The organism is Curtobacterium sp. AB451 (genome assembly GCF_050585845.1).
Lineage (GTDB): Bacteria > Actinomycetota > Actinomycetes > Actinomycetales > Microbacteriaceae > Curtobacterium.
The window spans coordinates 91,605-110,925 of the sequence record NZ_JBOBQG010000004.1; the positions used below are offsets into that span (position 1 = coordinate 91,605).

Here is a 19,321-nt window from a genome sequence, read left to right on the forward strand (position 1 = left end):
TAGCGGCGGCTCGGTCAGCGGGGGAGGGACGCCGCCCAGCGGTCGATCGCGTCGTACGCGTGCTCCCGGACCTCGGGGACGGAGAGCACGACGTCGTGCAGGGCCCCGTGCAGTCGGCGGATCGTGACCTCGCTGCCGAGGGACAGGGCCCGGTGTGCGACGACATCGACGTTGAGGGCGACGTCGGCCCGTGCCATGCCGTCGTCCCACCGGGGTTGCAGCATGCTCTTGTCGCTCAGGAGGACGAGCACGGGCACCTCGATGCCGAGGCCGTCCTCGACCGTGGCCTGCCCGTCGAACACCGCCGCGAGCCAGTTCGGGTGCAGGGGGAAGCCGCGGTCGGGTCGCCACTGCTGGTCGTACGTCCACGAGCCCTCGCCCGCGGCGGACACCGTGCGGGTGTAGAAGCCCGGGTCGACGGCGGGCATCGGCGCGAGCGGGTTCCGTCGGGCGCCGAGCCGGACGACCGGGGCGACGAGGGCACGGCCGACGGCCTTCGCCTGGAACTCGAGCCAGGGGCTGTTCAGGACGAGGCCGTCGACCCGGTCGGGGTGCCGTGCCGCCCAGAGTGACAGGGTGAGTCCGCCGGTGGAGTGTCCCATCGGCACGAGCCGACGACCGGTCTCGCCGTGGTGCTCGGCGGCGATGGCGTCGAGCGCGGCGGCGATGTCCTCGTCGTAGGTGGCGAGGTCGTCGACGTTCCCCGGGGTCTGCCCGGGCCGCAGGCTCCGCCCGTACTTGCGCAGGTCGAGGGCGTGGAACCGGGCGCCGAGCCGCTCGATCCGATCCGCGAGCTCGACCTGGAAGAAGTAGTCCGACCAGCCGTGCACGTACAGCACGTCGACACCGTGCAACGGGCCGTGCGCGTGCAGCAGGAGATCCGCCGGCGTGCGGCGTCGGCGGACGAGCGTCGCCACGACCGGTCCCTCGTGGTCGTCGCCGAGCGGGAGTTCGAGGCGTTCGAACGGCGCCCCGAGCACGTCCTCGCGCCAGCCGTGGTCCGCCATCCGTCGAGCGTATCCGCCCGCCTTCCGTAACGATCCGTACCGCCTCGGGACCTTCCCAGCCGCTCTGGTGGGATTCCCCGGCGAAGTCCCGGGAGTCGTCCGAACACGGCTGGGAGGGTCCGGGGACCGCAGCAGCGGGGATCCACACGAGGGGGAGGCCCAGGGGATGACGTTCAGACGTGCAGGAGGAGCCGCGCTCGGCTTCGTCGGCGGGAGTGTGCTCGCCGGTTTGTTGGTCGGGGTCGGCGTGACGCCGGTGCTGGCGGTGGCCGGGGTGGGGACGACCTCGGCGATCGGGGTGTTCGACTCGATGCCCGAGTACATCGAGATCGGCGAGCTGCCCCAGCGGAACGAGGTCTGGGCGTACCGCGGCGGGAAGCCCGTGCACCTGGCGAACGTCTGGGCGCAGAACCGTCAGGAGCTCAGCCTCGACCAGATCAGCGACACCCTCGAGCACGCGGCGGTGGACGGCGAGGACAAGCGCTTCTACGAGACCGGCGGGGTCGACGCGACGAGCATGGTCCGGTCCCTCGTGAGCGTCGTCGCCGCGGGTGGCAAGGGCGGCTCCGGCGGGTCGACCATCACGATGCAGCTGGTGCGGAACATCAAGATCCAGCAGGCGAGCGAGCTCCCGACGGCCGAGGAGCGCGACGCCGCCTACGAGGAGGCGACGAAGCGTTCCGCTCAGCGCAAGCTCGCCGAGATGAAGCTGGCGATCGGCCTCGCGAAGGAGTACTCGAAGCAGGAGATCCTGTCGGCGTACCTCAACATCGCGTACTTCGGCGACCAGACGTACGGCGTGCAGGCCGCCGCGCAGCGCTACTACGGCAAGGACGCCACCGACCTGTCCCCGGCCGAGGCCGCGTCGCTGATCGCGATCGTGCAGTGGCCGGAACGGCGGGACCTGTCGCGCCCGAGTCACTACGCCGACAACGTCGCCCGCCGTGACGTCATCCTCCGGTCGATGCACGAGCAGGGGCACCTGAGCCGTGCCGAGCTCACCGAGGCGCTCGCGACGAAGCCAGCCGACTACGTCCGTCTCACGCCCCCGCAGCAGGGGTGCGAGGCCGTCGCCCGCGGCGCCGAGTTCTTCTGCCAGTACGCGGTCGAGGTCGCGAGGCAGCTGCCGCAGCTCGGCCCGACCGAGGACCGCCGCGACGACGCCTGGCGAAAGGGCGGGTACCGGGTGCAGACGACGCTCGACCTCGACCTGAACGGCCAGCAGAAGGCGCTGCTCGACCGGTACGACCCGGCAACCGAGTCGCGGTTCGCCCTCGGCGCGACACTGGACACGGTCGAGGCGGGGACGGGCCGTGTCCTGACCATGGCGCAGAACAAGGACTACGACCGTTCGTCGGACGCCCCGGCGAGTGCGACCTCGCTGAACTACGCGACCGACGAGGACAACGGCGGCTCGACCGGGTTCCAAGTCGGCTCGACCTACAAGATGTTCACGCTCCTGCAGTGGCTGGCCGCGGGCAGGAGCCCGGACGCGGTCGTCGACGGCACCAAGCGCGGCCGGAGCACCTGGACGCAGTGCGGGCAGACCATCGACTCCTACTGGAACCCGAAGAACGACTCCCCGGGGCAGACCGGCCCGTTCACGGTCCGGCAGGCCACGGCACAGTCGGTGAACGCCGCCTACGCGTCGATGGCCGAGCAGCTCGACCTGTGCGACATCCGTGACACCGCGGCGGCGCTCGGCGTGCACCCGGCCACCGGTGGCACCCTCCCCGCGAACCCGGCTGCGGTGCTCGGCACGACGAGCATCGCGCCGCTCACCATGGCGGCCGCGTACGCGGGTGTGGCGAACGGCGGGGTGTACTGCGCGCCGATCGTCATCGACCAGGTGACGTCGCGGGACGGCGAGGAGCTCGGTGGGCAGCCGCGGGCGTGCCGGCAGGCCGTGCCGACCGCCGTCGCGACCGCCGCGTTCGAGGTCATGCAGGGAGCGTTCCGCGGCGGCACCGCGAGCGGCGGGCAGACACCGGACGGCGCGACGCTCTTCGGCAAGACGGGCACGACCGACGCCGCCGACCAGATCTGGCTCGTCGGCGGGACGACCCGAGCGGTGACCGCCTACTGGCAGGGCAACACCGACGGCGGGAAGGCGAACCTGCGGCACTTCGCCAACGTCGAGGGGACGTACGCGAGCACCCGCGCAGCCGTGTGGCGGCAGGCGCAGACGGCCGTCAACGCGGCGGTGCCGGTGGGGTGACGGACTGACGGATCCGACGGACGGGAGGCGCGGTGCCAGCTGGCACACCTCCCTCGCAGGCTCGGTCAGCGCGCCCCGCGTGACGCTGGCGCGTCACCGCTGAGCGGGGCGCGCTCCCGTCCGTCGGCAGGTGCGGACTAGGACAGCTTCTTGCTGTCCTGGAGCCAGCCCGCGAGCTGCTGCATGTAGGCGGCCTGCGAGGTGTAGTCGAGTGCGGGGAAGGTCCAGCTGTGGACCTGACCCGCTTCGAGGGCCGCGTTGTCGGCGAACGTCGGCTGCTTCTCGAGGTCGGCGACCTGGTAGCCCTGCTGCGAGAGCAGGATCACGTCACCGGAGATCTGGCCGGCGTTCTCCCACGAGTAGATGCCCCAGTAGAAGCCCTTCGGCTTCGGGTTCACGAAGTCGACGCCGAACGAGGTGTACATCTGCAGCGTCGGCTCGTCGGTCGGCCGCGTCACGTAGGCGCCGTCGCCGTCGGCGTACATCGAGACGACCGAGAGGTCCGAGTCCTTCGCGACCTTCTCGAGGTCGTCCGCGGCGGTCTCGAAGCGGTCCTCGGCCTTGTCGACCGTCGACTCCTTCGCGCCGAGCGACTCGGCGAGCTTCGCGATCGTCTCGATGACGTCCTCGCCCTTGCCGCCCCACTTGACCTGGACCACCGGAGCGATCGCCTCGACCTGCTTCTGCTGCTCCTTGTCCTTGAACCCGTAGCCCGGCTGGGTGGTGTCGAGCGTGCCCTGCTCGTCGGTCGGGTAGACCGAGGTGACGACGAGGTCGGGCTTCAGCGCGGCGAGCTGCTCGAGGTCGATGTCGCCGTAGGCGGCGCCGAGCTGCGTGATGCCGTCGGTGTCGAGGTCGTCGAAGCGGGCGTCCTTCGCCATGGTGAGCTGCCCGAAGGTGCCGACCGGCTTGAGCCCGTACTCGATGAACGAGATCGCGATGTCGTTGAGCACGACGACGCGCTTCGGGGTGTGGTCGACCTTGATGGTCGTGCCGGTGGCGTCCTTGTACGACCAGGCGCCGTCGGCCGCGGCGCTGCTGCCGCTGCCGGCGCTGTCGTCGGAGCTGTTCGTGCTGGAGCAGCCGGCGAGGAGGAGGGCCGAGACGGCCACGGAGGTCACGAGGGCGGCGCGGAAGGAGCCGCGGCGGATGATCTTCACGTTAGGAGAGGCTAACCTAAGTTACGGGTGCCCGCCAGTTCGGATTCCGGACGGGTGGTGCCGGCCGGCGTCGCCTCGGCCCGGACCACGTCGTGCTCGTCGGCCTCGGGCACGATCATCGGCGCACCGGTCACCGGGTCCGCCACGACGCGGGCGTGCAGGCCGAACGCACGGTCCAGCAGCTCCGGGGTGAGGACCTCGGCAGGCGTGCCGTCGGCTGCGATGCCGCCGTCGTGCAGGACCACGAGCCGGTCCGAGTAGCGGGCTGCGAGGGTCAGGTCGTGCAGGACCATGACCACGGTCGACCCCTGCTCGCGGTTGAGGCGCCGGACGAGCCGGAGGACCTCGAGCTGGTGCGCCAGGTCGAGGTACGTCGTCGGTTCGTCGAGGAGGAGGGTGTCGGCCTGCTGGGCGACGACGAGGGCGATCCACGCTCGTTGCCGCTGGCCGCCGGAGAGGCTCGCGACGTCCCGGTGGGCGACCTCGGTCAGGCCGGTGGCCGCGATCGCCTGCTCGGCGATGTCCGCGTCGTCGGCCGTCCAGGGCTTCGCCCACGACTGGTGCGGGTTCCGGCCGCGCATGACCAGGTCGAGCACGCTCGTGCCGGCCGGGGCGACGGGGGACTGCGGGAGGATGGCGAGCTTCTTCGCGACCGCCCGGTTCGGTTCGCGGCGGATCGGCACGCCGTCGAGGTGGACCTCGCCGGACTGCGGCTTCAGGACGCGGCCGAAGGCCTTGAGCAGCGTGGACTTCCCGCAGCCGTTCGCACCGAGGAAGGTCGTCACCGTGCCGCGTTCGATCCGCAGGTCGAGGTCGGCGAGCACGGGGTGCCGGTCGTAGCCGACGGCGAGTCCGCGGGCCTCGAGCACGGGGACGGCGGTGCCGGGCTGGGTGTCGGTGGTGCCGGGCCGGCTGTCGGTGCGGGTCATCGGGACATCTCCTTGCGGTGACGGATGAGGAGCCAGATCAGGTACGGGGCGCCGATCACGGTCGTGATGATGCCCACCGGGACCTGCCAGGGGAACGCCGAGCGGGCGAGCAGGTCGGCGGCGAGGACGAGGGCGGCGCCGAGCGCTCCGGCGAGCAGCAGGGGCGGACGGTTCGTGCCGGCGAGCCGGAGCCCGACCTGCGGGACGACGAACGCGACGAACCCCACCGGGCCGGCTGCGGCGACGGCCGCGGCGGTGAGGACGACCGCGAGCGCGATGACGACGAGCCGGTGCCGCTGGACGGCCAGGCCGACGCCGGTCGCGACCTCGTCGCCGAGCTGCCCGACGCCGAGGGCGGCGCTCGTGGCCAGCGCCAGGGGGACGGCGACCGCGGCGACGATCAGCAGCGGCCAGACGCTCGACCAGGACGTGCTCGACAGGCTGCCGACGAGCCACTGCGAGGCCGCGGCCGCGGCGGTGATCTTCGCGCGGACGAGCAGGTAGCTCGTGACAGCGTCGAGCGTCGCGCCCACCCCGATGCCGACGAGGATCAACCGGTAGCTCTGCACCCCGCCGCGCCACCCGAACCCGTACACGGCCGCAGCCGCGAGGAGCGCGCCGATCGTCGCGGCGACCGGGATGCCGCCGCCGAGGACGACCGCGGAGACCGAGTACGACCCGCCGCCGAGCACGATCGCGGCCACCGCTCCCACGCTCGCGCCGGAGGTCACCCCGATGATGTCCGGCGTCCCGAGCGGGTTCCGCGTGAAGGTCTGGGTCAGGGCTCCGGCGACCCCGAGCGTCAGGCCCACCAGCGCGCCCGTCAGCACGCGGGGGAGGCGCAGGGTGGAGACGATGAAGGCGTCCGGTCCCGACTCGAGCCCGAACAGCGACCGGATCACCGTCACCGGGGCGATCCAGGTCGACCCGATCGCGACGCCGAGGACGATCAGGACACCGACGGCCCCGAGTGCGGCGACCGTGTACCAGAAGACCCGGGGGCGCCAGGCGAGCCCGACGGGGCCGATGACGACGCCGCGGCGGCCCGCGGCGGTGTGCGTGCGGGGGTGCGTCTCCGTGCGCGTCTGCGTCTGCGCGTCCGTCTGGGTCTGCGTCTGCGCGTCCGTGCGCGTCTGCGTCTGCGCGTCCGTGCGCGTCCGCGCCTGCTCCGCCGCGCTCACAGCGACACCAGCGATCGGCGGCGTGCGACGGCGACGAACACCGGGCCACCGATGACGGCGAGGACGATGCCGACCTCCACCTCGGCGAAACCGCCGATCAGGCGGCCGACCACGTCGGCGAGGACCACGAGCGCGGCCCCGACGAGCGCGGACACCGGCAGGGTCCAGCGGTGTCCCGTGCCGACGAGGGCCCGGGCGACGTGCGGCACGGTCAGCCCGACGAACCCGATCGGTCCGGCGGCGGCGGTCGCCCCGGCGGCGAGGAGCGTGATGCCGCCGAGTCCGACGAGTCGCGCGACGAGCACGTTCTCCCCGAGGCCCTTCGCCAGGTCGGTCCCGAGTCCGAGTGCGTCGAGCGCCCGCACGTTCAGCACGGCGAGCACCAGCCCGGCCACCAGGAACGGCCACACGGCTCCGAGGACGTCGAGTTGCCGTGCCGCGAGCGACCCGACGACCCACAGGCGGTACGCGTCGAGCGAGTCCTGGTCGGTGAGCACCACGAACGACGTCAGGGCGCCGAGGAGTGCCGACACCGCCGCGCCGGCGAGGGCGAGGGGAACCGGACTCGCGGTCCCGCTCCCCGCGATCGTCACCGAGAACACGACGACGCTCGCCACGAGGGCCCCCACGAGCGCGAACCACACCGTGGCGCCCGTGCTCGTGATGCCGAAGACGTAGACGCCGATCACGACCGCGAGGCCGGCGCCCGACGAGACACCGAACAGGCCGGGGTCGGCGAGGGGGTTCCGGGTGTGACCCTGCATGAGCAGCCCGGCGATCCCCAGGGCGGCGCCGACGGCCGCGCCGATGAGTGTCCGCGGGATGCGCGAGCCCCAGACGATGGCCTCGTCCGTGCTGCTCCCGGTGCGCAGGAGCCCGTCGAGCACCCGGTCCGCGCCGATCCGGTTGCTGCCGAGGAGCAGGCTCGCCAGCGCCACGAGCACGACCACCACGACGAGGCCGATGATCACGAGCGCCCGCCGCCGGAGCGCGGTGCGGTGCACACCGAGCGCGTCCGACGGACGCGCTCGGGGGGACTGCCGGACGGGAGCCGGAGCGGAGATCGGGGCTGGCACGGAAATCATCTTAGGTTAGCCTTGCCTCATGGCGAAGATCCCGCGGCTCCTGCCCGAGAACCCCCGGCTCTTCCGTGCCCACGTCGTGGGCAGCGCCTGGGTCACCCCGTCGATGCACCGCGTCACGATCACCGGGGACGACCTCGGCGAGTTCCGGTACCTCGGGTTCGACCACTGGTTCCGCCTCTTCGTGCAGCGCCCCGACCAGGACGCGTTCCGGATGCCCGAGCTCGACGGCACGAAGTGGTGGCCGACCTACCTCGCCATCCCCGAGGAAGTCCGGCCGCACTGTGCGAACTACACCGTCGCCGCCTTCCGCCGACTCGACGACGGCACGGCCGAGCTCGACGTCGACTTCGTCGTGCACACCGACGACGACGGCACCCCTGAGGGCCGCGCCGCGATCTGGGCCTGCGGTGCACGCCCCGGTGACGAACTCGCCCTGCTCGACCAGGGCTGCATCTTCGACTGCCCGCCCGACACCAGCGAGGTCCTGATCGCCGCCGAGGAGACCGGGCTCCCCGGGGTCGTCGGGATCGCGGCGTCGCTGCCGAGGGACACCGTCGGCCGCATCATCCAGGAGGTCCCCACGGCGGCCGACGTCCGCGCGCTCGACGCCCCGGCCGGGGTGCGCGTCACGTGGATCGTCCGCGACGAGGTCGACGAGCACGCGGTCCCGGGGCGGGCGGCGCTCGCCGAGCTCCAGCGGCACGTGCCGACCGACGACCGCGGCTACGCCTTCGTGGTGGGGGAGTCGACCCTCGCGACCGAGGGGCGTCGACACCTGCACCGGGCCGGGCTGCCGAAGTCGCGGATCACCTTCTCGGGCTTCTGGAAGCACCAGGCGCGCGAGACCGTCCCCGCCTGACGCACATCCCCTCGCCTCAGGGTGTCCAACCCCGGGGCACCACGAACGCGTCCCACAGCGCTCGCCCCGACCGGTCCGCGGTGCTGACGTCGAGCACGATTCCGTCCGCGTCGGCGGGCACCGTGATGGACAGCCGCGTCGTGGCGCCGCAGACGATGTCGCCCTCGTCGAGGACCGAGCGCGGGTTCGTCGACTCGCCGCCGTGCTCCTTCCGGGCGGTGAAGTCGCGGATCGTCAGGTGCACGATCGCCGTCGAGCGGCACACAGCGAGGACGTCGTACGGGCCGGAGAGGTCGTACTCGAGCGCGGCGGACCCCGTGACCGCTCCACGCTCGTCGTCCTCCACGAGGAGCTGCCCGCCGGCTCCGCCCGCTGCACTCTCGCCACCGCCGAGGAGCGAGGACATCCGGTCGAACCACGCGTGTCCGTAGTCCTTCGGGAACGCGTCGTGGCCCGAGCAGCCGGTCAGGGTCAGCATGACGCCGGTGGCGGCGATCGCGGACAGCAGCCGCCGGCGGGTCTTCAGCACCCCGCGATCATCCCGGAACACGCAGCGGTCCGGCGACCCCTCGTCCGGGGTACCGACAGGCGGACAGGAGGCGCGGTACCAGCTGGCACCGCGCCTCCCGTCCGTCCCGGGGTCGCGTCAGCGTTCCCGCTGGCTACGCCCGTTCCGACCGGGCGAGCGGGCGGTACCTGGTCGATTCGGGCGTACTGCCCCGAACGTTCCGACCAGGTACGCCCGTTCCCACCGGCTACGCCAGTTCCCGCCAGGTACGCCCGTTCCCGCCGGGTACGCCCGTTCCGACCGGGCGAGCCCGCGGTACCTGGTCGATTCGGGCGTACTGCCCCGAAAGTTCCGACCAGGTACGCCCGTTCCCGCCGGGTACGCCCGTTCCCGCCAGGTACGCCGATCCGGCCGCTCCGCACCGCCCCGCCCCGGGCCGCGGGACCCCGCGACCAACGACCGTCGTGCGAGCCCGCCCGCTCGACGGACGGGTAGCGTCCGCGGCATGAGCAGCCGACTGAGCGAACTCGTCCTCAACTGTGCCGACCCCGAGGCGTTGTCGCGCTTCTGGTGCGCGGTCCTCGACTACGTCGAACTCGCAAGGGACGAGGACGGCATCGAGATCGGCCCAGCCGCTGGGTTCGGCGGCGCGACCCCGACGATCATCCTCGCGAAGGTCGAACACGCGAAGACGCAGCCGCTCCGGTTCCACCTCGACCTCAGCCCCGTGGACCGCGACCAGGACGCCGAACTCGATCGGCTGCTGGCGCTCGGAGCGCGGCCGGCCGACGTCGGACAGACGGGGGAGGAGTCCTGGCACGTCCTGCAGGACCCGGAGGGCAACGAGTTCTGCCTCCTCCGGACGCGGCTCGCGCCGCTGTGAAGGAGCCCCCTCGCGAGGCGCGACCCGTAGACGGACAGGAGGCGCGGTGCCAGCTGGCACCGCGCCTCCCTCGCAGGCTCGGTCGGCGCGCCCCGCGCAACGCTTCGCGTTGCCGCTGAGCGGGGCGCGCCCGTCCGTCCTGTGGTGGCGTCAGCCCTTCAGGCCGGACCCCGTCACGCCCTCGACGATCTGCCGCTGGAAGATCAGGTAGAGGATGATCAGCGGCAGCGCCGCGAGGATCGCTCCGGCCTGGATGTCCGCGTAGCGCTGGCCGAAGCTGCCCTGGACCGTGGCGAGCCCGACCGGGATCGTCATGAGGTCCGGGTTCGACAGCACGAACAGCGGCAGCAGCAGGTTGTTCCAGACCCCGACGAACGTCAGGATCGTCACCGCCGCGATCACCGGACGTGACAGCGGCAGGATGACCGACCAGTAGACCTTCCAGATGCCGGCGCCGTCGATGCGGGCGGCCTCCTCGAGCTCCCGCGGGATCCCGTCGAAGAACTGCTTGAAGATGAACACCGCGATCACGGCGGGCACCTGCGGGAAGATGACCGACCAGTAGGTGTTCAGCAGGCCGACGGAGTTGAGCTCCTGGAAGATCGGGATGATCAGCACCTGCGTGGGGATCATGATCCCGAGGATGATGAGCAGGAACGCGACGTTGCGCCCGCGGAACACGAGTCGCGACAGCGCGAACGCGGCCATCGACGCGAACAGCACCGTCAGGAGCGCGGTGACCACGCTCGTGATGCCGCTCGCGAGGTACCAGTTCCAGATGTCGCCGGCCTGGAACAGTGCCGCGTAGGAGTGCAGCGTCGGGTTCCAGTTGGACAGGATGGCGTTCGCGCCGAGGGCCGCGACGCCGTTGTCGGACAGCGACGTCTTCAGGGCGAACAGGCTCGGGATGAGCCAGATGATCGCGAACACCGTGAGGATGATCGCGGCCGTGATGTTGAACCCCTTGCCCGAGACGCCGATCTTCGCGGCGTTCGCGGGTGCCGCGGCGGAGACGCCGGAGCGGAAGCGGGGGCGGTCGGTGGTGATGCTCTCGGTGGCGGTCATGTCAGGCCCCGATCTCTCGCTTGGCGGCAGCGCGCTCGACGAGCTGCCGGATGACTGCGATCGCGACGATCACGATGAACAGGAGCACCGATGCGGCCGAGGCGGCACCGAGTCGGTTGTCGGTGAAGCCGACGCCCGTGATGAGCTGCAGCGAGACCTGGGTGGAGATGCCCGGTCCGCCGTTCGTCATCAGGTACACCTGGTCGAAGATCTTCAGGCTGGCGATGATCTGCAGCAGGATGACCAGCGTCGTGGTGCGCCCGAGCAGCGGCAGCGTGATCGACTTGATCTGCTGCCAGCTCGACGCCCCGTCGACCGCGGCGGCTTCGTACAGTTCGCGCGGGATCTCCTGGAGCCCGGCGAGGTAGAGGACGAAGTTGAACCCGAGCGTCCACCAGACGGTGGCGATCGCGACGCCGATCATCGCGGTGTTCGGGCTCGCCAGCACACCGGCGCCCGGCGTGATGCCGATCGCCTGCTGGACGGACGCGAACAGACCCGTCGCCGGGGTGAAGATGAACACCCAGATGAGCGAGATCGTCGCCGACGGCAGGATGAACGGCAGGAAGAACGCCAGGCGGAAGAACCACTGGCCGCGGTTCATCCGGTTCGTCAGCACGGCGAACAGGAACGCCAGGATGACGAGCGGCGGCGTCGTGTACAGCGTGAACTGCAGCGTGTGCCAGAGCGACGACCAGAAGTCGGCGCGGCCGAGCATCTCGGCGTAGTTGGCGAACCCGGCGAAGCTGCCGAGCCCGGTGCGGACGGTCGAGGTGTTGAAGAAGCTCGAGACGATCATCCAGATCGTGGGGCCGAGCAGGAAGGCCAGGTAGAACAGGCCGAACGGTGCGAGGAAGAGCCACCCGCTGCGGCCCTGGCCGCGCGTGAGGCTGGTCCGGTAGGTGCCGGTTCGTCGAGGAGCGGTGGTCGCCTCCGTGGGACGGGTGAGGACTGGTGCTGCAGTCACGTCATCGTGCCTTTCGCGCGGTGTTCACGGTGGGGACGTGCCCGGTCACAGCGGGCTCGGGGTGTTGAGGTAGGTCGCGAGCTGGTCCTTGATCGCCGACATGGCCTGCGCGGGGGAGCTGCTGCCCTGCTGGACGAGGGCGAGCTGGGCGCCGACGGTGTTCTCGAACGTCGATCCGGAGCCGCCGTACCAGGCCGGGTCGTCGAACACCGCGCTCTCGGCGGCCGAGGCGTAGTTCGACTGCGGCGTGAGCTTCTTGTACGCGGTGCTGTCGTACGTCGGCAGGTACGCCGGGACGTGTCCGCCCTGGGCCCAGGTGAGGCTCTGCTCGAGCATCTGCTTGATGAAGAGCATGTGGGCCTTCCGCTGCTCCGGCGTCCGGTCCTTGCGGGGCAGGATGAACGTGTGCGAGTCGGCCTGCGTCGCCGGCTTGTCGAAGAGCTGCGGGATCGGCGCCATGCCGAACTTCAGCCCCTTGATCGACTGCGCCGTGCTGATCTCCCACTCGCCCTGCATGAAGAAGCCGGCCTTGCCGGTGAACATCAGCGTCTGCGCCGTGGCGTAGTCGAGGCCCTTGTTCAGCCAGCCGTTCTTGACCCACTTCTGGGTCATGTCGGTGACCTTCGTGTAGGCGTCCTCGTTCACGGTCAGCTTCGAGCCGCCGTCGCTGATGAACGGCGTCGCCCCCTCGATCTGGTTGTACATGGTCCAGAAGAAGCGCCACGGGGTCGCGACCTCGCTGACGTTGGCGACGTTGAGGGCCGTGCCGCCGGTGACCTTCGCGACCGCGGCCAGCGCGCTCTCGAAGGCGTCGATCCCGGTGAGGTCCTTGAGCTTGCCGTCGCCGTCGATCAGGCCCGCCTTCTGGCAGATGTCAACGTTGTAGAACAGGACGAACGGGTGGGTGTCGAGCGGGATGCAGATGTTCTTCCCGTCGGTCTTCTGCGCCGTCCAGGCCTTCTGGTTGAAGTCGCTGGCGCTCAGGCCGACGCTCGCCAGGTCGTCGCTCGTGATGGGGTCGAGCAGGTCACCGTCCCAGAGCGGCTTCGCACGGGTGAGGTGGGCGATCGCGACGTCCGGCGGCTTGTTCCCGACGGTGGCCAGTGTGACCTTCGAGTAGTACGGGTTGCCCCACGCGAAGGTGGTCGCCTGCAGGGACGACGAGCCGCCGTGCTGCTTGGCGTAGCCGGCCTCCATGTCCTGCATGCGGACGCCGTCACCGCCGCCGAAGAGGTTCCAGAAGACCAGGGTCTCCGGGTTGAGCGGGGCACCGGCGATGCCGGCGGCGAGGGGGCTGGAGCAGGCCGCGAGCGGCAGCACCGTGGCGGCGGCTGCACCTGCGGCGAGGAGGCTCCTCCGCGTGAAGGCACCGCCTCGTGGGTGCGAGGTGGGTACGGGGATACGGTTCGGCATGGCATCACTCCATCGGGACGGGCCGAGTCGGAGCAGGGTCGGTGCTCCGTGAGCGCTCACGTTAGCGCGCGTCCCGGCGTGCCGCCACCCTTTCGGTGCGGCTGGCGGCCGATCCGTGATGTTCGCGGGCGCCCCCTTTCGTGTCGCGCGGAAAGCCGCTAGCGTTTCGGGAACGTGAGCGCTCACTTTCGTCGAGCGCAGGCAGCCCCACGATCGAAGGAGATCCATGCCCCGCACACACCTCGTCCTCGATGCCGCGTTCACCGTGGGGCCGGTGCGACGTCGCCTGTTCGGCGGGTTCGTCGAGCACCTCGGACGCCACGTCTACGACGGCATCCACGAGCCGGCGCACGAGACCGCTGACGAGCACGGCTTCCGCAAGGACGTCGTCGAGCTCGTCAAGGAACTCGGTGTGTCCGCGATCCGCTACCCCGGTGGCAACTTCGTCTCCGGCTACAAGTGGGAGGACGGCGTCGGCCCGGTCGAGCAGCGTCCCCGTCGTCTCGACCTCGCCTGGCACTCGACCGAGACGAACGAGGTCGGCCTGCACGAGTTCCAGCACTGGCTCGACCAGGTCGGCTCGGAGCTCATGCTCGCCGTCAACCTCGGCACCCGCGGCACGCAGGAGGCCATCGAGCTCCTCGAGTACGCGAACATCGACGCCGGTACCGCGCTCAGCGAGTACCGGAAGTCGAACGGCCGTCAGGAGCCCTTCGCGATCTCGATGTGGTGCCTCGGCAACGAGATGGACGGCCCGTGGCAGCTCGGCCACAAGAACGCCGAGGACTACGGCAAGCTCGCCGCGATGACCGCCAAGGCCATGCGGCAGATCCAGCCGGACCTCGAGCTCGTGGCCTGCGGTTCCTCCGGAGCTTCGATGCCGACGTTCGGCGAGTGGGAGCGCACCGTCCTCGAGCACACCTACGACGACGTCGACTACATCTCCGCGCACGCCTACTACGAGGAGGGCGACGACCTCGCCTCGTTCCTCGCCTCCGGCGTGAACATGGACCACTTCATCAAGACGGTCACGACCGCCGCCGACCACGTGCAGGCGCAGAAGAAGTCCGACAAGCGGATCGACATCTCGTTCGACGAGTGGAACGTCTGGTCCATCTCGAAGTGGAACGAGCAGCAGAAGACCTTCGAGCTGCAGGACTGGCCGGTCGCCCCTCGCCTGCTCGAGGACGTCTACACCGTCGCGGACGCCGTCGTCGTCGGCGGCCTGCTCATCTCGCTGCTCCGCCACGCGGACCGCGTCGCCTCGGCGTCGCTCGCGCAGCTGGTCAACGTCATCGGCCCGATCATGACCGAGCCCGGCGGCCCGGCCTGGCGCCAGACGACGTTCTTCCCGTTCTCGCTGACCTCGCGCCTGGCCAACGGCACGTCGCTGCAGGTCAAGTCCTCTGGCGACACGGTCGACGGCGGCAAGTACGGCGAGGTCCCGGTCGTCGACTCGGCCGCCACCGTCGGCGAGGACGGCAAGGCCGCGGTCTTCCTGGTCAACCGGCACCCGTCCGAGTCGACCTCGGTGACGATCGACCTCGCCGGCCTGTCCGTCGAGGGTGACGTCCGCGCCGAGGGCGTCTGGGACGACGACCTGCACGCGGTGAACGACCTGGCGAACACCGAGCGCGTCGGACTGCGCACGAACGACACCGTCCGCCGCGAGGGTGACACCATCACGATCGAACTGCCGCCGGTCTCCTGGACCGCCGTGTCGATCGGCTGAAGCGCCTCGGCGCACGCTGCGGCGGGCGTCGAGTGAGCACAGAGGGCGTCGGGCCGCTTCGCGGTGCCGGCGCCCTCTGCCGTGCGCGGGGCATGTGGGGCGGCGTAGCGGCCGGCCGGCCGGGTGCGATGCCAGTTCACGGGGTGGGCGACAGTTCACGCGGTGGCGGGCGCGTGAGGTGTCGGTGAGCGCGTGAGGCGCGTTGCGGTGGTCGGGAGGCCGCTTGGCTGCGGCCGGGAGGCACGGGGCGGGCTGGTGCCGCGCCTCCCGTCCGCCGCGCGGTCGCGTGTTCACGGCGTGGGCGACAGTTCACGCGGTGGCGGGCGCGTGAGGTGTCGGTGGGCGCGTGAGGCACGTTGCGGTGGTCGGGAGGCCGCTTGGCTGCGGCCGGGAGGCGCGGGGCGGGCTGGTGCCGCGCCTCCCGTCCGCCGCGCGGTCGCGTGTTCACGGCGTGGGCGACAGTTCACGGGGTGGCGGGCGCGTGAGCTGTCGCTGGGCGCGTGAGGCGCTTGGTGGTGGCCGTGAGGCGCGTGGCGGTGGCCGGGAGGCGCGGGGCGGGCTGGTGCCGCGCCTCCTGTCCGGAGGGCGGTTGCGTGTTCACGGGGCGGGCGACAGTTCACGGGGTGCCGGGCGCGTGATGTGTCGGTGGGCGCGTGAGGTGCCCGCGACGGCGCGAGGGCGCGGCGGCGGGGCGGCGCAGCAGCGCGACGCCTCAGGCGGGCGGCGGCGGGGTGCAGCGCACGGCCCGGGCCCGCCAGGTGATCTCCTCGACGAAGGCGGCCGTGTCGGGGCCGAGTGGATCGTCCGGCGCGTCCTCGACCAGCAGTCCGAGCGCCGGGGCGAGCAGGAAGGACGTCGTCGTGGTGCTCCCGAAGGCGTCGACGGTCGGGACCGCCACGGTGTCCGCGAGTCCGGCGTGCGCGAGCGCTGCGGCGTAGTCCAGGACGGCGTCCGCTGCCTCGTCCGAGGTCAGGACGGCGCTCAGGCCGTACACGATGTTCTTCATGATCCGAACGCGCCGAGGTGGGGAGATGAGGACCGCAGCGGTGGCTCGTCCTCCGGACACACGGAAGTGGCGCACACCCGGGGCCGGGACAGCAAGCCGGCTTCGTGTGCACGGTACGCCCCGCTCGCTGACCGTGTGACGTGCAGCCACACCCTGCCCGGCGTCAGGCGGGCGGCGGCGCCGTACTCGAGCGGACGACCAGGCGCACCGGGACGAGATCGGCCTCGTTCCGGACGGGCTGCCCGTCGATCTGGGACAGCAGGTTCGTGACCGCACGACGACCGACCTCGTCGAAGGACTGGTGCACGGTGGTGAGCGGCGGCCAGAACGAGTCGGACTCGGGGGAGTCGTCGAAGCCCACCACGCTGAGGGTCCCGGGCACGGGTCGCCCGGCCTCGTGCGCCGCCCGGAGGACCCCGAGCGCGGTCTGGTCGTTCGCGGCGAACACCGCGGTGATCTCCGGGCGCCGGGCGATCTCCTGCCCGGCGCGGTACCCGGACTCGGAGCCCCAGCCGCCGCGGAACACCGGCGGGACGGGCCGCCCGGCGGCTTCGAGCGTGGCCTGCCAGGCGGCGAGCCGTCGGGCGGCCGAGTAGGACGACTCGGGCCCGGCGACGTGCCAGACGGTCTCGTGGCCGAGGTCGAGCAGGTGCTGCGTGGCCCGGCGGGCGCCGTCGGCCTGGTCGGTGTCGATCGCGGGGTGCTGTGTGGTGCCCGTGGAGTCGACCACGACCATCGGCACGCCGTCGGGCAGGACGACCTCGGCCGTGTCGATGATGTGCGACTCGATGATGATCACCACGCCGTCGACGGCCTGCTCGTGCAGTCGCGAGAAGGCCGAGCGGACGCCTTCCTCGGTGCGTGAGGCCATCGGCAGCAGCGTGATGGTGAAGTCGGCGGCACCCGCTGCGTCGGCGATCGCCTCGAGGGTGCGCATGTTGCCGAACGACGCGAGTGTGAACATGATCACGCCGATCGTGCGGAAGCGCCCGGAGCGCAGTGCCCGGGCGGCGCGGTTCGGCCGGTAACCGAGGTCGTCCATCGCACGCCGGACACGGTCGCGGGTGTCGGGGGAGACGTTGTCGAACCCGCGGGCGACCCGGGAGACGGTCTGCATGGAGACCCCGGCGGCTTCGGCCACGGCGGCCATCGACGGGGAGCGACGTGCGGCGGCCGCAGCCGCCAGTTCGGTCGTCACGATGCCCCTCCGGTTCCGGGCGATCTGCCCTGCAGTCCCCAGACGGTAGCGCATGTTGACGTTGCCATGCTATCGTCGCGGCGTTCGATGTTGACGTCAACATCGACGGACCGGAACACCGCACGACAAGGGAGTCACATGAGCACGCTGGAAGCGCGCGCAGCCGGATCCACCGCGCCGGCCGTGCCACCGCGGCGCCGCGCCAGGCCGCGCGGCCGCTACACGGGATGGCTCTTCGTCGGCCCCTTCGTCCTCGTGCTCGTCGCGATGCTCATCGTGCCGATCGGGTACGCGCTGTGGCTCAGTCTGTTCCGCGACCAGCTCATCGGCGGCAACCAGTTCGTCTGGTTCGCCAACTACGTGCAGCTCTTCCAGGACGCCAAGTTCTGGTCGGGCCTCGGCCGCGTCGCGGTGTTCCTCGTCGTGCAGGTCCCGATCATGCTCGGCCTGGCCCTCGTCGCCGCCCTCGCGCTCGACAGCGCCCGGCTCTGGGGGACGTCGTTCTTCCGCATCGCGGTGTTCCTGCCCTACGCGGTCCCCGGTGTCGTCGCGGCGCTCATCTGGGGCTTCATCTACGGCAACCAGTTCGGCCTCACCGGCACGGCGAACCACGCGATGGGCATCGACCTGCTGCAGCCGTTCAGCCCGGACTGGGTCCTCACGTCGATCGGCAACGTGGTCACGTGGGAGTTCCTCGGCTACAACATGCTGATCTTCTACGCCGCGCTCCGCACCGTGCCCGGTGAGCTGTACGAAGCCGCCGAGCTCGACGGCGCGGGCCCCATGCGCACCGTGTTCTCGATCAAGCTCCCGGCGCTCCGCGGCCCGATGGTGATCGCCACGATCTTCTCGATCATCGGCAGCTTCCAGCTCTTCAACGAGCCGAACCTGCTGAAGACGCTCGCCCCGAACGTCATCGGCAGCGCCTTCACCCCGAACATGTACGCCTACTCGCTGTCCTTCAGCGGCCAGCAGTTCAACTACTCCGCCACCGTCGCGATCGTCATGGGCGTGATCACCGCGGTGATCGCCTACGTCGTCCAGGTCCGCGGCACCCGCGAGGAGAACCGATGAGCACCCTGCAGCACCCGGCGACCGGCGCGACCGGCCCGGCCACCGTGACCGAGGCGACCACGACGCTCCGTGACCCGCGCACCCGGTCGACCCGCGCCTCCCGGCGTGCCGAGCGGAAGGCCGAGCAGCACGTCGACGGCCGCAGGCCGAAGCGCTCCGGCCTCCTCACCGCCGTGATGATCGTGTTCGTCGTCTACTCGTTCGCGCCGCTGTTCTACCTGCTCGTGAACAGCACGAAGACGCAGGCCTCGCTCCTGTCCACCTTCGGTCTGTGGTTCGGCGGGAAGTTCAACCTCTGGCAGAACATCGTCGACACGCTCACGTACAACGACGGCATCTTCGTCCAGTGGCTCGGCAACACGCTGCTCTACGTGGTCGTCGGCGCCGGCGGTGCGACGCTCCTCGCCACGATCGCCGGCTACGGCATGGCGAAGTTCCAGTTCCCCGGCCGCCGCGCGGTGTTCGCCGTGGTCCTCGGCGCGATCGCCGTCCCCGGCACCGCCCTCGCCGTCCCGACGTTCCTGCTCTTCTCGCAGTTCGGCCTGACGAACACCCCGTGGGCGATCATCCTGCCCTCGCTCATCAGCCCGTTCGGCATGTACCTCATCTGGACCTACGCGGTGGACGCCATCCCCGCCGAACTCCTCGAGGCCGCCCGCATGGACGGCGCCGGCGAGTTCCGCATCTTCTTCACGATCGCGCTCCGTCTGCTCGCTCCCGGTGTCGTCACCGTCCTGCTCTTCGCGGTCGTCGCCACCTGGAACAACTACTTCCTGCCGCTCATCATGCTGAGCGACCCGAAGTGGTACCCCCTGACCGTCGGCCTGAACCAGTGGAACGCGCAGGCCACCGGGTCCGGTGCCGAGCCGATCTACAACCTCGTCGTCACCGGATCGCTCCTCACGATCATCCCGATCGTGGTCGCGTTCCTCTTCCTCCAGCGCTTCTGGCAGTCCGGCCTCGCGGCCGGGTCCGTCAAGGCCTGACCCGTCAGGCCGGGAGGCGCGGGGCGACCCCGCCACGCGCCTGCCGGTCC

At 71.0% G+C, this 19,321-nt stretch carries 17 protein-coding genes; 6 read left to right on the top strand and 11 right to left on the bottom strand.

What is annotated here, in order from left to right:
• Positions 1-14: 14 nt before the first annotated feature.
• The gene (locus tag ACQXVK_RS10360) at positions 15-1,007 is read right to left on the bottom strand and encodes an alpha/beta hydrolase (RefSeq protein ID WP_402267389.1); all 993 of its coding nucleotides are present in this window, start codon (positions 1,005-1,007) and stop codon (positions 15-17) included.
• Positions 1,008-1,173: 166 nt separating this feature from the next.
• Here ACQXVK_RS10360 and ACQXVK_RS10365 point away from each other — a divergent pair, with 166 nt between their 5' ends.
• Positions 1,174-3,225: a transglycosylase domain-containing protein gene (locus ACQXVK_RS10365; RefSeq protein WP_430853513.1), complete on the top strand. Its 2,052-nt coding sequence runs from the start codon at positions 1,174-1,176 to the stop codon at positions 3,223-3,225.
• 137 nt (positions 3,226-3,362) lie between these two features.
• Here ACQXVK_RS10365 and ACQXVK_RS10370 read toward each other — a convergent pair whose 3' ends face one another.
• Genes ACQXVK_RS10370 through ACQXVK_RS10385 form a run of 4 tightly spaced genes read right to left on the bottom strand, consistent with a single transcriptional unit; the run spans position 3,363 to position 7,571 of the window.
• The gene (locus ACQXVK_RS10370) at positions 3,363-4,385 is read right to left on the bottom strand and encodes an ABC transporter substrate-binding protein (protein ID WP_430853514.1); all 1,023 of its coding nucleotides are present in this window, start codon (positions 4,383-4,385) and stop codon (positions 3,363-3,365) included.
• A gap of 11 nt (positions 4,386-4,396) precedes the next feature.
• On the bottom strand, positions 4,397-5,314 hold the full coding sequence (locus tag ACQXVK_RS10375) for an ABC transporter ATP-binding protein (RefSeq protein WP_430853515.1): 918 nt from the start codon (positions 5,312-5,314) through the stop codon (positions 4,397-4,399).
• Positions 5,311-6,495, bottom strand: coding sequence for a FecCD family ABC transporter permease (locus ACQXVK_RS10380; protein ID WP_430853516.1), 1,185 nt, complete (start codon positions 6,493-6,495; stop codon positions 5,311-5,313). Before ACQXVK_RS10380 ends, ACQXVK_RS10375 begins: the two co-directional genes overlap by 4 nt.
• Entirely contained in the window at positions 6,492-7,571 is a 1,080-nt protein-coding gene (locus tag ACQXVK_RS10385) for a FecCD family ABC transporter permease (protein WP_430853517.1), read from the bottom strand. Before ACQXVK_RS10385 ends, ACQXVK_RS10380 begins: the two co-directional genes overlap by 4 nt.
• Positions 7,572-7,599: 28 nt before the next feature.
• Here ACQXVK_RS10385 and ACQXVK_RS10390 point away from each other — a divergent pair, with 28 nt between their 5' ends.
• Positions 7,600-8,439 (top strand): siderophore-interacting protein, encoded by an 840-nt coding sequence (locus ACQXVK_RS10390; protein ID WP_430853518.1) that lies wholly within the window; start codon positions 7,600-7,602, stop codon positions 8,437-8,439.
• A 16-nt stretch (positions 8,440-8,455) separates the two neighbouring features.
• Here ACQXVK_RS10390 and ACQXVK_RS10395 read toward each other — a convergent pair whose 3' ends face one another.
• Positions 8,456-8,968: a hypothetical protein gene (locus ACQXVK_RS10395; RefSeq protein ID WP_430853519.1), complete on the bottom strand. Its 513-nt coding sequence runs from the start codon at positions 8,966-8,968 to the stop codon at positions 8,456-8,458.
• A gap of 484 nt (positions 8,969-9,452) precedes the next feature.
• Here ACQXVK_RS10395 and ACQXVK_RS10400 point away from each other — a divergent pair, with 484 nt between their 5' ends.
• Complete coding sequence (locus ACQXVK_RS10400) at positions 9,453-9,830, top strand: VOC family protein (protein ID WP_430853520.1); 378 nt, start codon at positions 9,453-9,455, stop codon at positions 9,828-9,830.
• Positions 9,831-9,980: 150 nt separating this feature from the next.
• Here the strand turns inward: ACQXVK_RS10400 and ACQXVK_RS10405 are convergent, their stop codons facing one another.
• From ACQXVK_RS10405 to ACQXVK_RS10415, 3 genes are read right to left on the bottom strand one after another with little or no spacing between them, the layout of a single operon-like run.
• Positions 9,981-10,895 (bottom strand): carbohydrate ABC transporter permease, encoded by a 915-nt coding sequence (locus ACQXVK_RS10405; protein WP_402267367.1) that lies wholly within the window; start codon positions 10,893-10,895, stop codon positions 9,981-9,983.
• Between the two features lies 1 nt (position 10,896).
• Entirely contained in the window at positions 10,897-11,862 is a 966-nt protein-coding gene (locus ACQXVK_RS10410) for a carbohydrate ABC transporter permease (protein WP_022905760.1), read from the bottom strand.
• 45 nt (positions 11,863-11,907) lie between these two features.
• Positions 11,908-13,275, bottom strand: coding sequence for an extracellular solute-binding protein (locus ACQXVK_RS10415; RefSeq protein ID WP_022905759.1), 1,368 nt, complete (start codon positions 13,273-13,275; stop codon positions 11,908-11,910).
• A 226-nt stretch (positions 13,276-13,501) separates the two neighbouring features.
• Between ACQXVK_RS10415 and ACQXVK_RS10420 the strand changes: the two genes are divergently transcribed.
• A complete protein-coding gene (locus ACQXVK_RS10420) occupies positions 13,502-15,007 on the top strand; it encodes an alpha-N-arabinofuranosidase (protein ID WP_022905758.1) in 1,506 nt (501 codons plus the stop codon).
• A 712-nt stretch (positions 15,008-15,719) separates the two neighbouring features.
• Here the strand turns inward: ACQXVK_RS10420 and ACQXVK_RS10425 are convergent.
• A complete protein-coding gene (locus ACQXVK_RS10425) occupies positions 15,720-16,013 on the bottom strand; it encodes a hypothetical protein (RefSeq protein WP_022905757.1) in 294 nt (97 codons plus the stop codon).
• 163 nt (positions 16,014-16,176) lie between these two features.
• Positions 16,177-17,163, bottom strand: coding sequence for a LacI family DNA-binding transcriptional regulator (locus ACQXVK_RS10430; protein WP_402268008.1), 987 nt, complete (start codon positions 17,161-17,163; stop codon positions 16,177-16,179).
• Positions 17,164-17,349: 186 nt separating this feature from the next.
• Here ACQXVK_RS10430 and ACQXVK_RS10435 point away from each other — a divergent pair, with 186 nt between their 5' ends.
• Both ACQXVK_RS10435 and ACQXVK_RS10440 read left to right on the top strand, forming a co-directional pair.
• A complete protein-coding gene (locus ACQXVK_RS10435; protein WP_430853521.1) occupies positions 17,350-18,285 on the top strand; it encodes a carbohydrate ABC transporter permease in 936 nt (311 codons plus the stop codon).
• Entirely contained in the window at positions 18,282-19,271 is a 990-nt protein-coding gene (locus tag ACQXVK_RS10440) for a carbohydrate ABC transporter permease (RefSeq protein ID WP_022905754.1), read from the top strand. The genes ACQXVK_RS10435 and ACQXVK_RS10440 overlap by 4 nt, the downstream gene beginning before the upstream one ends.
• The last annotated feature ends 50 nt before the right edge of the window (positions 19,272-19,321 follow it).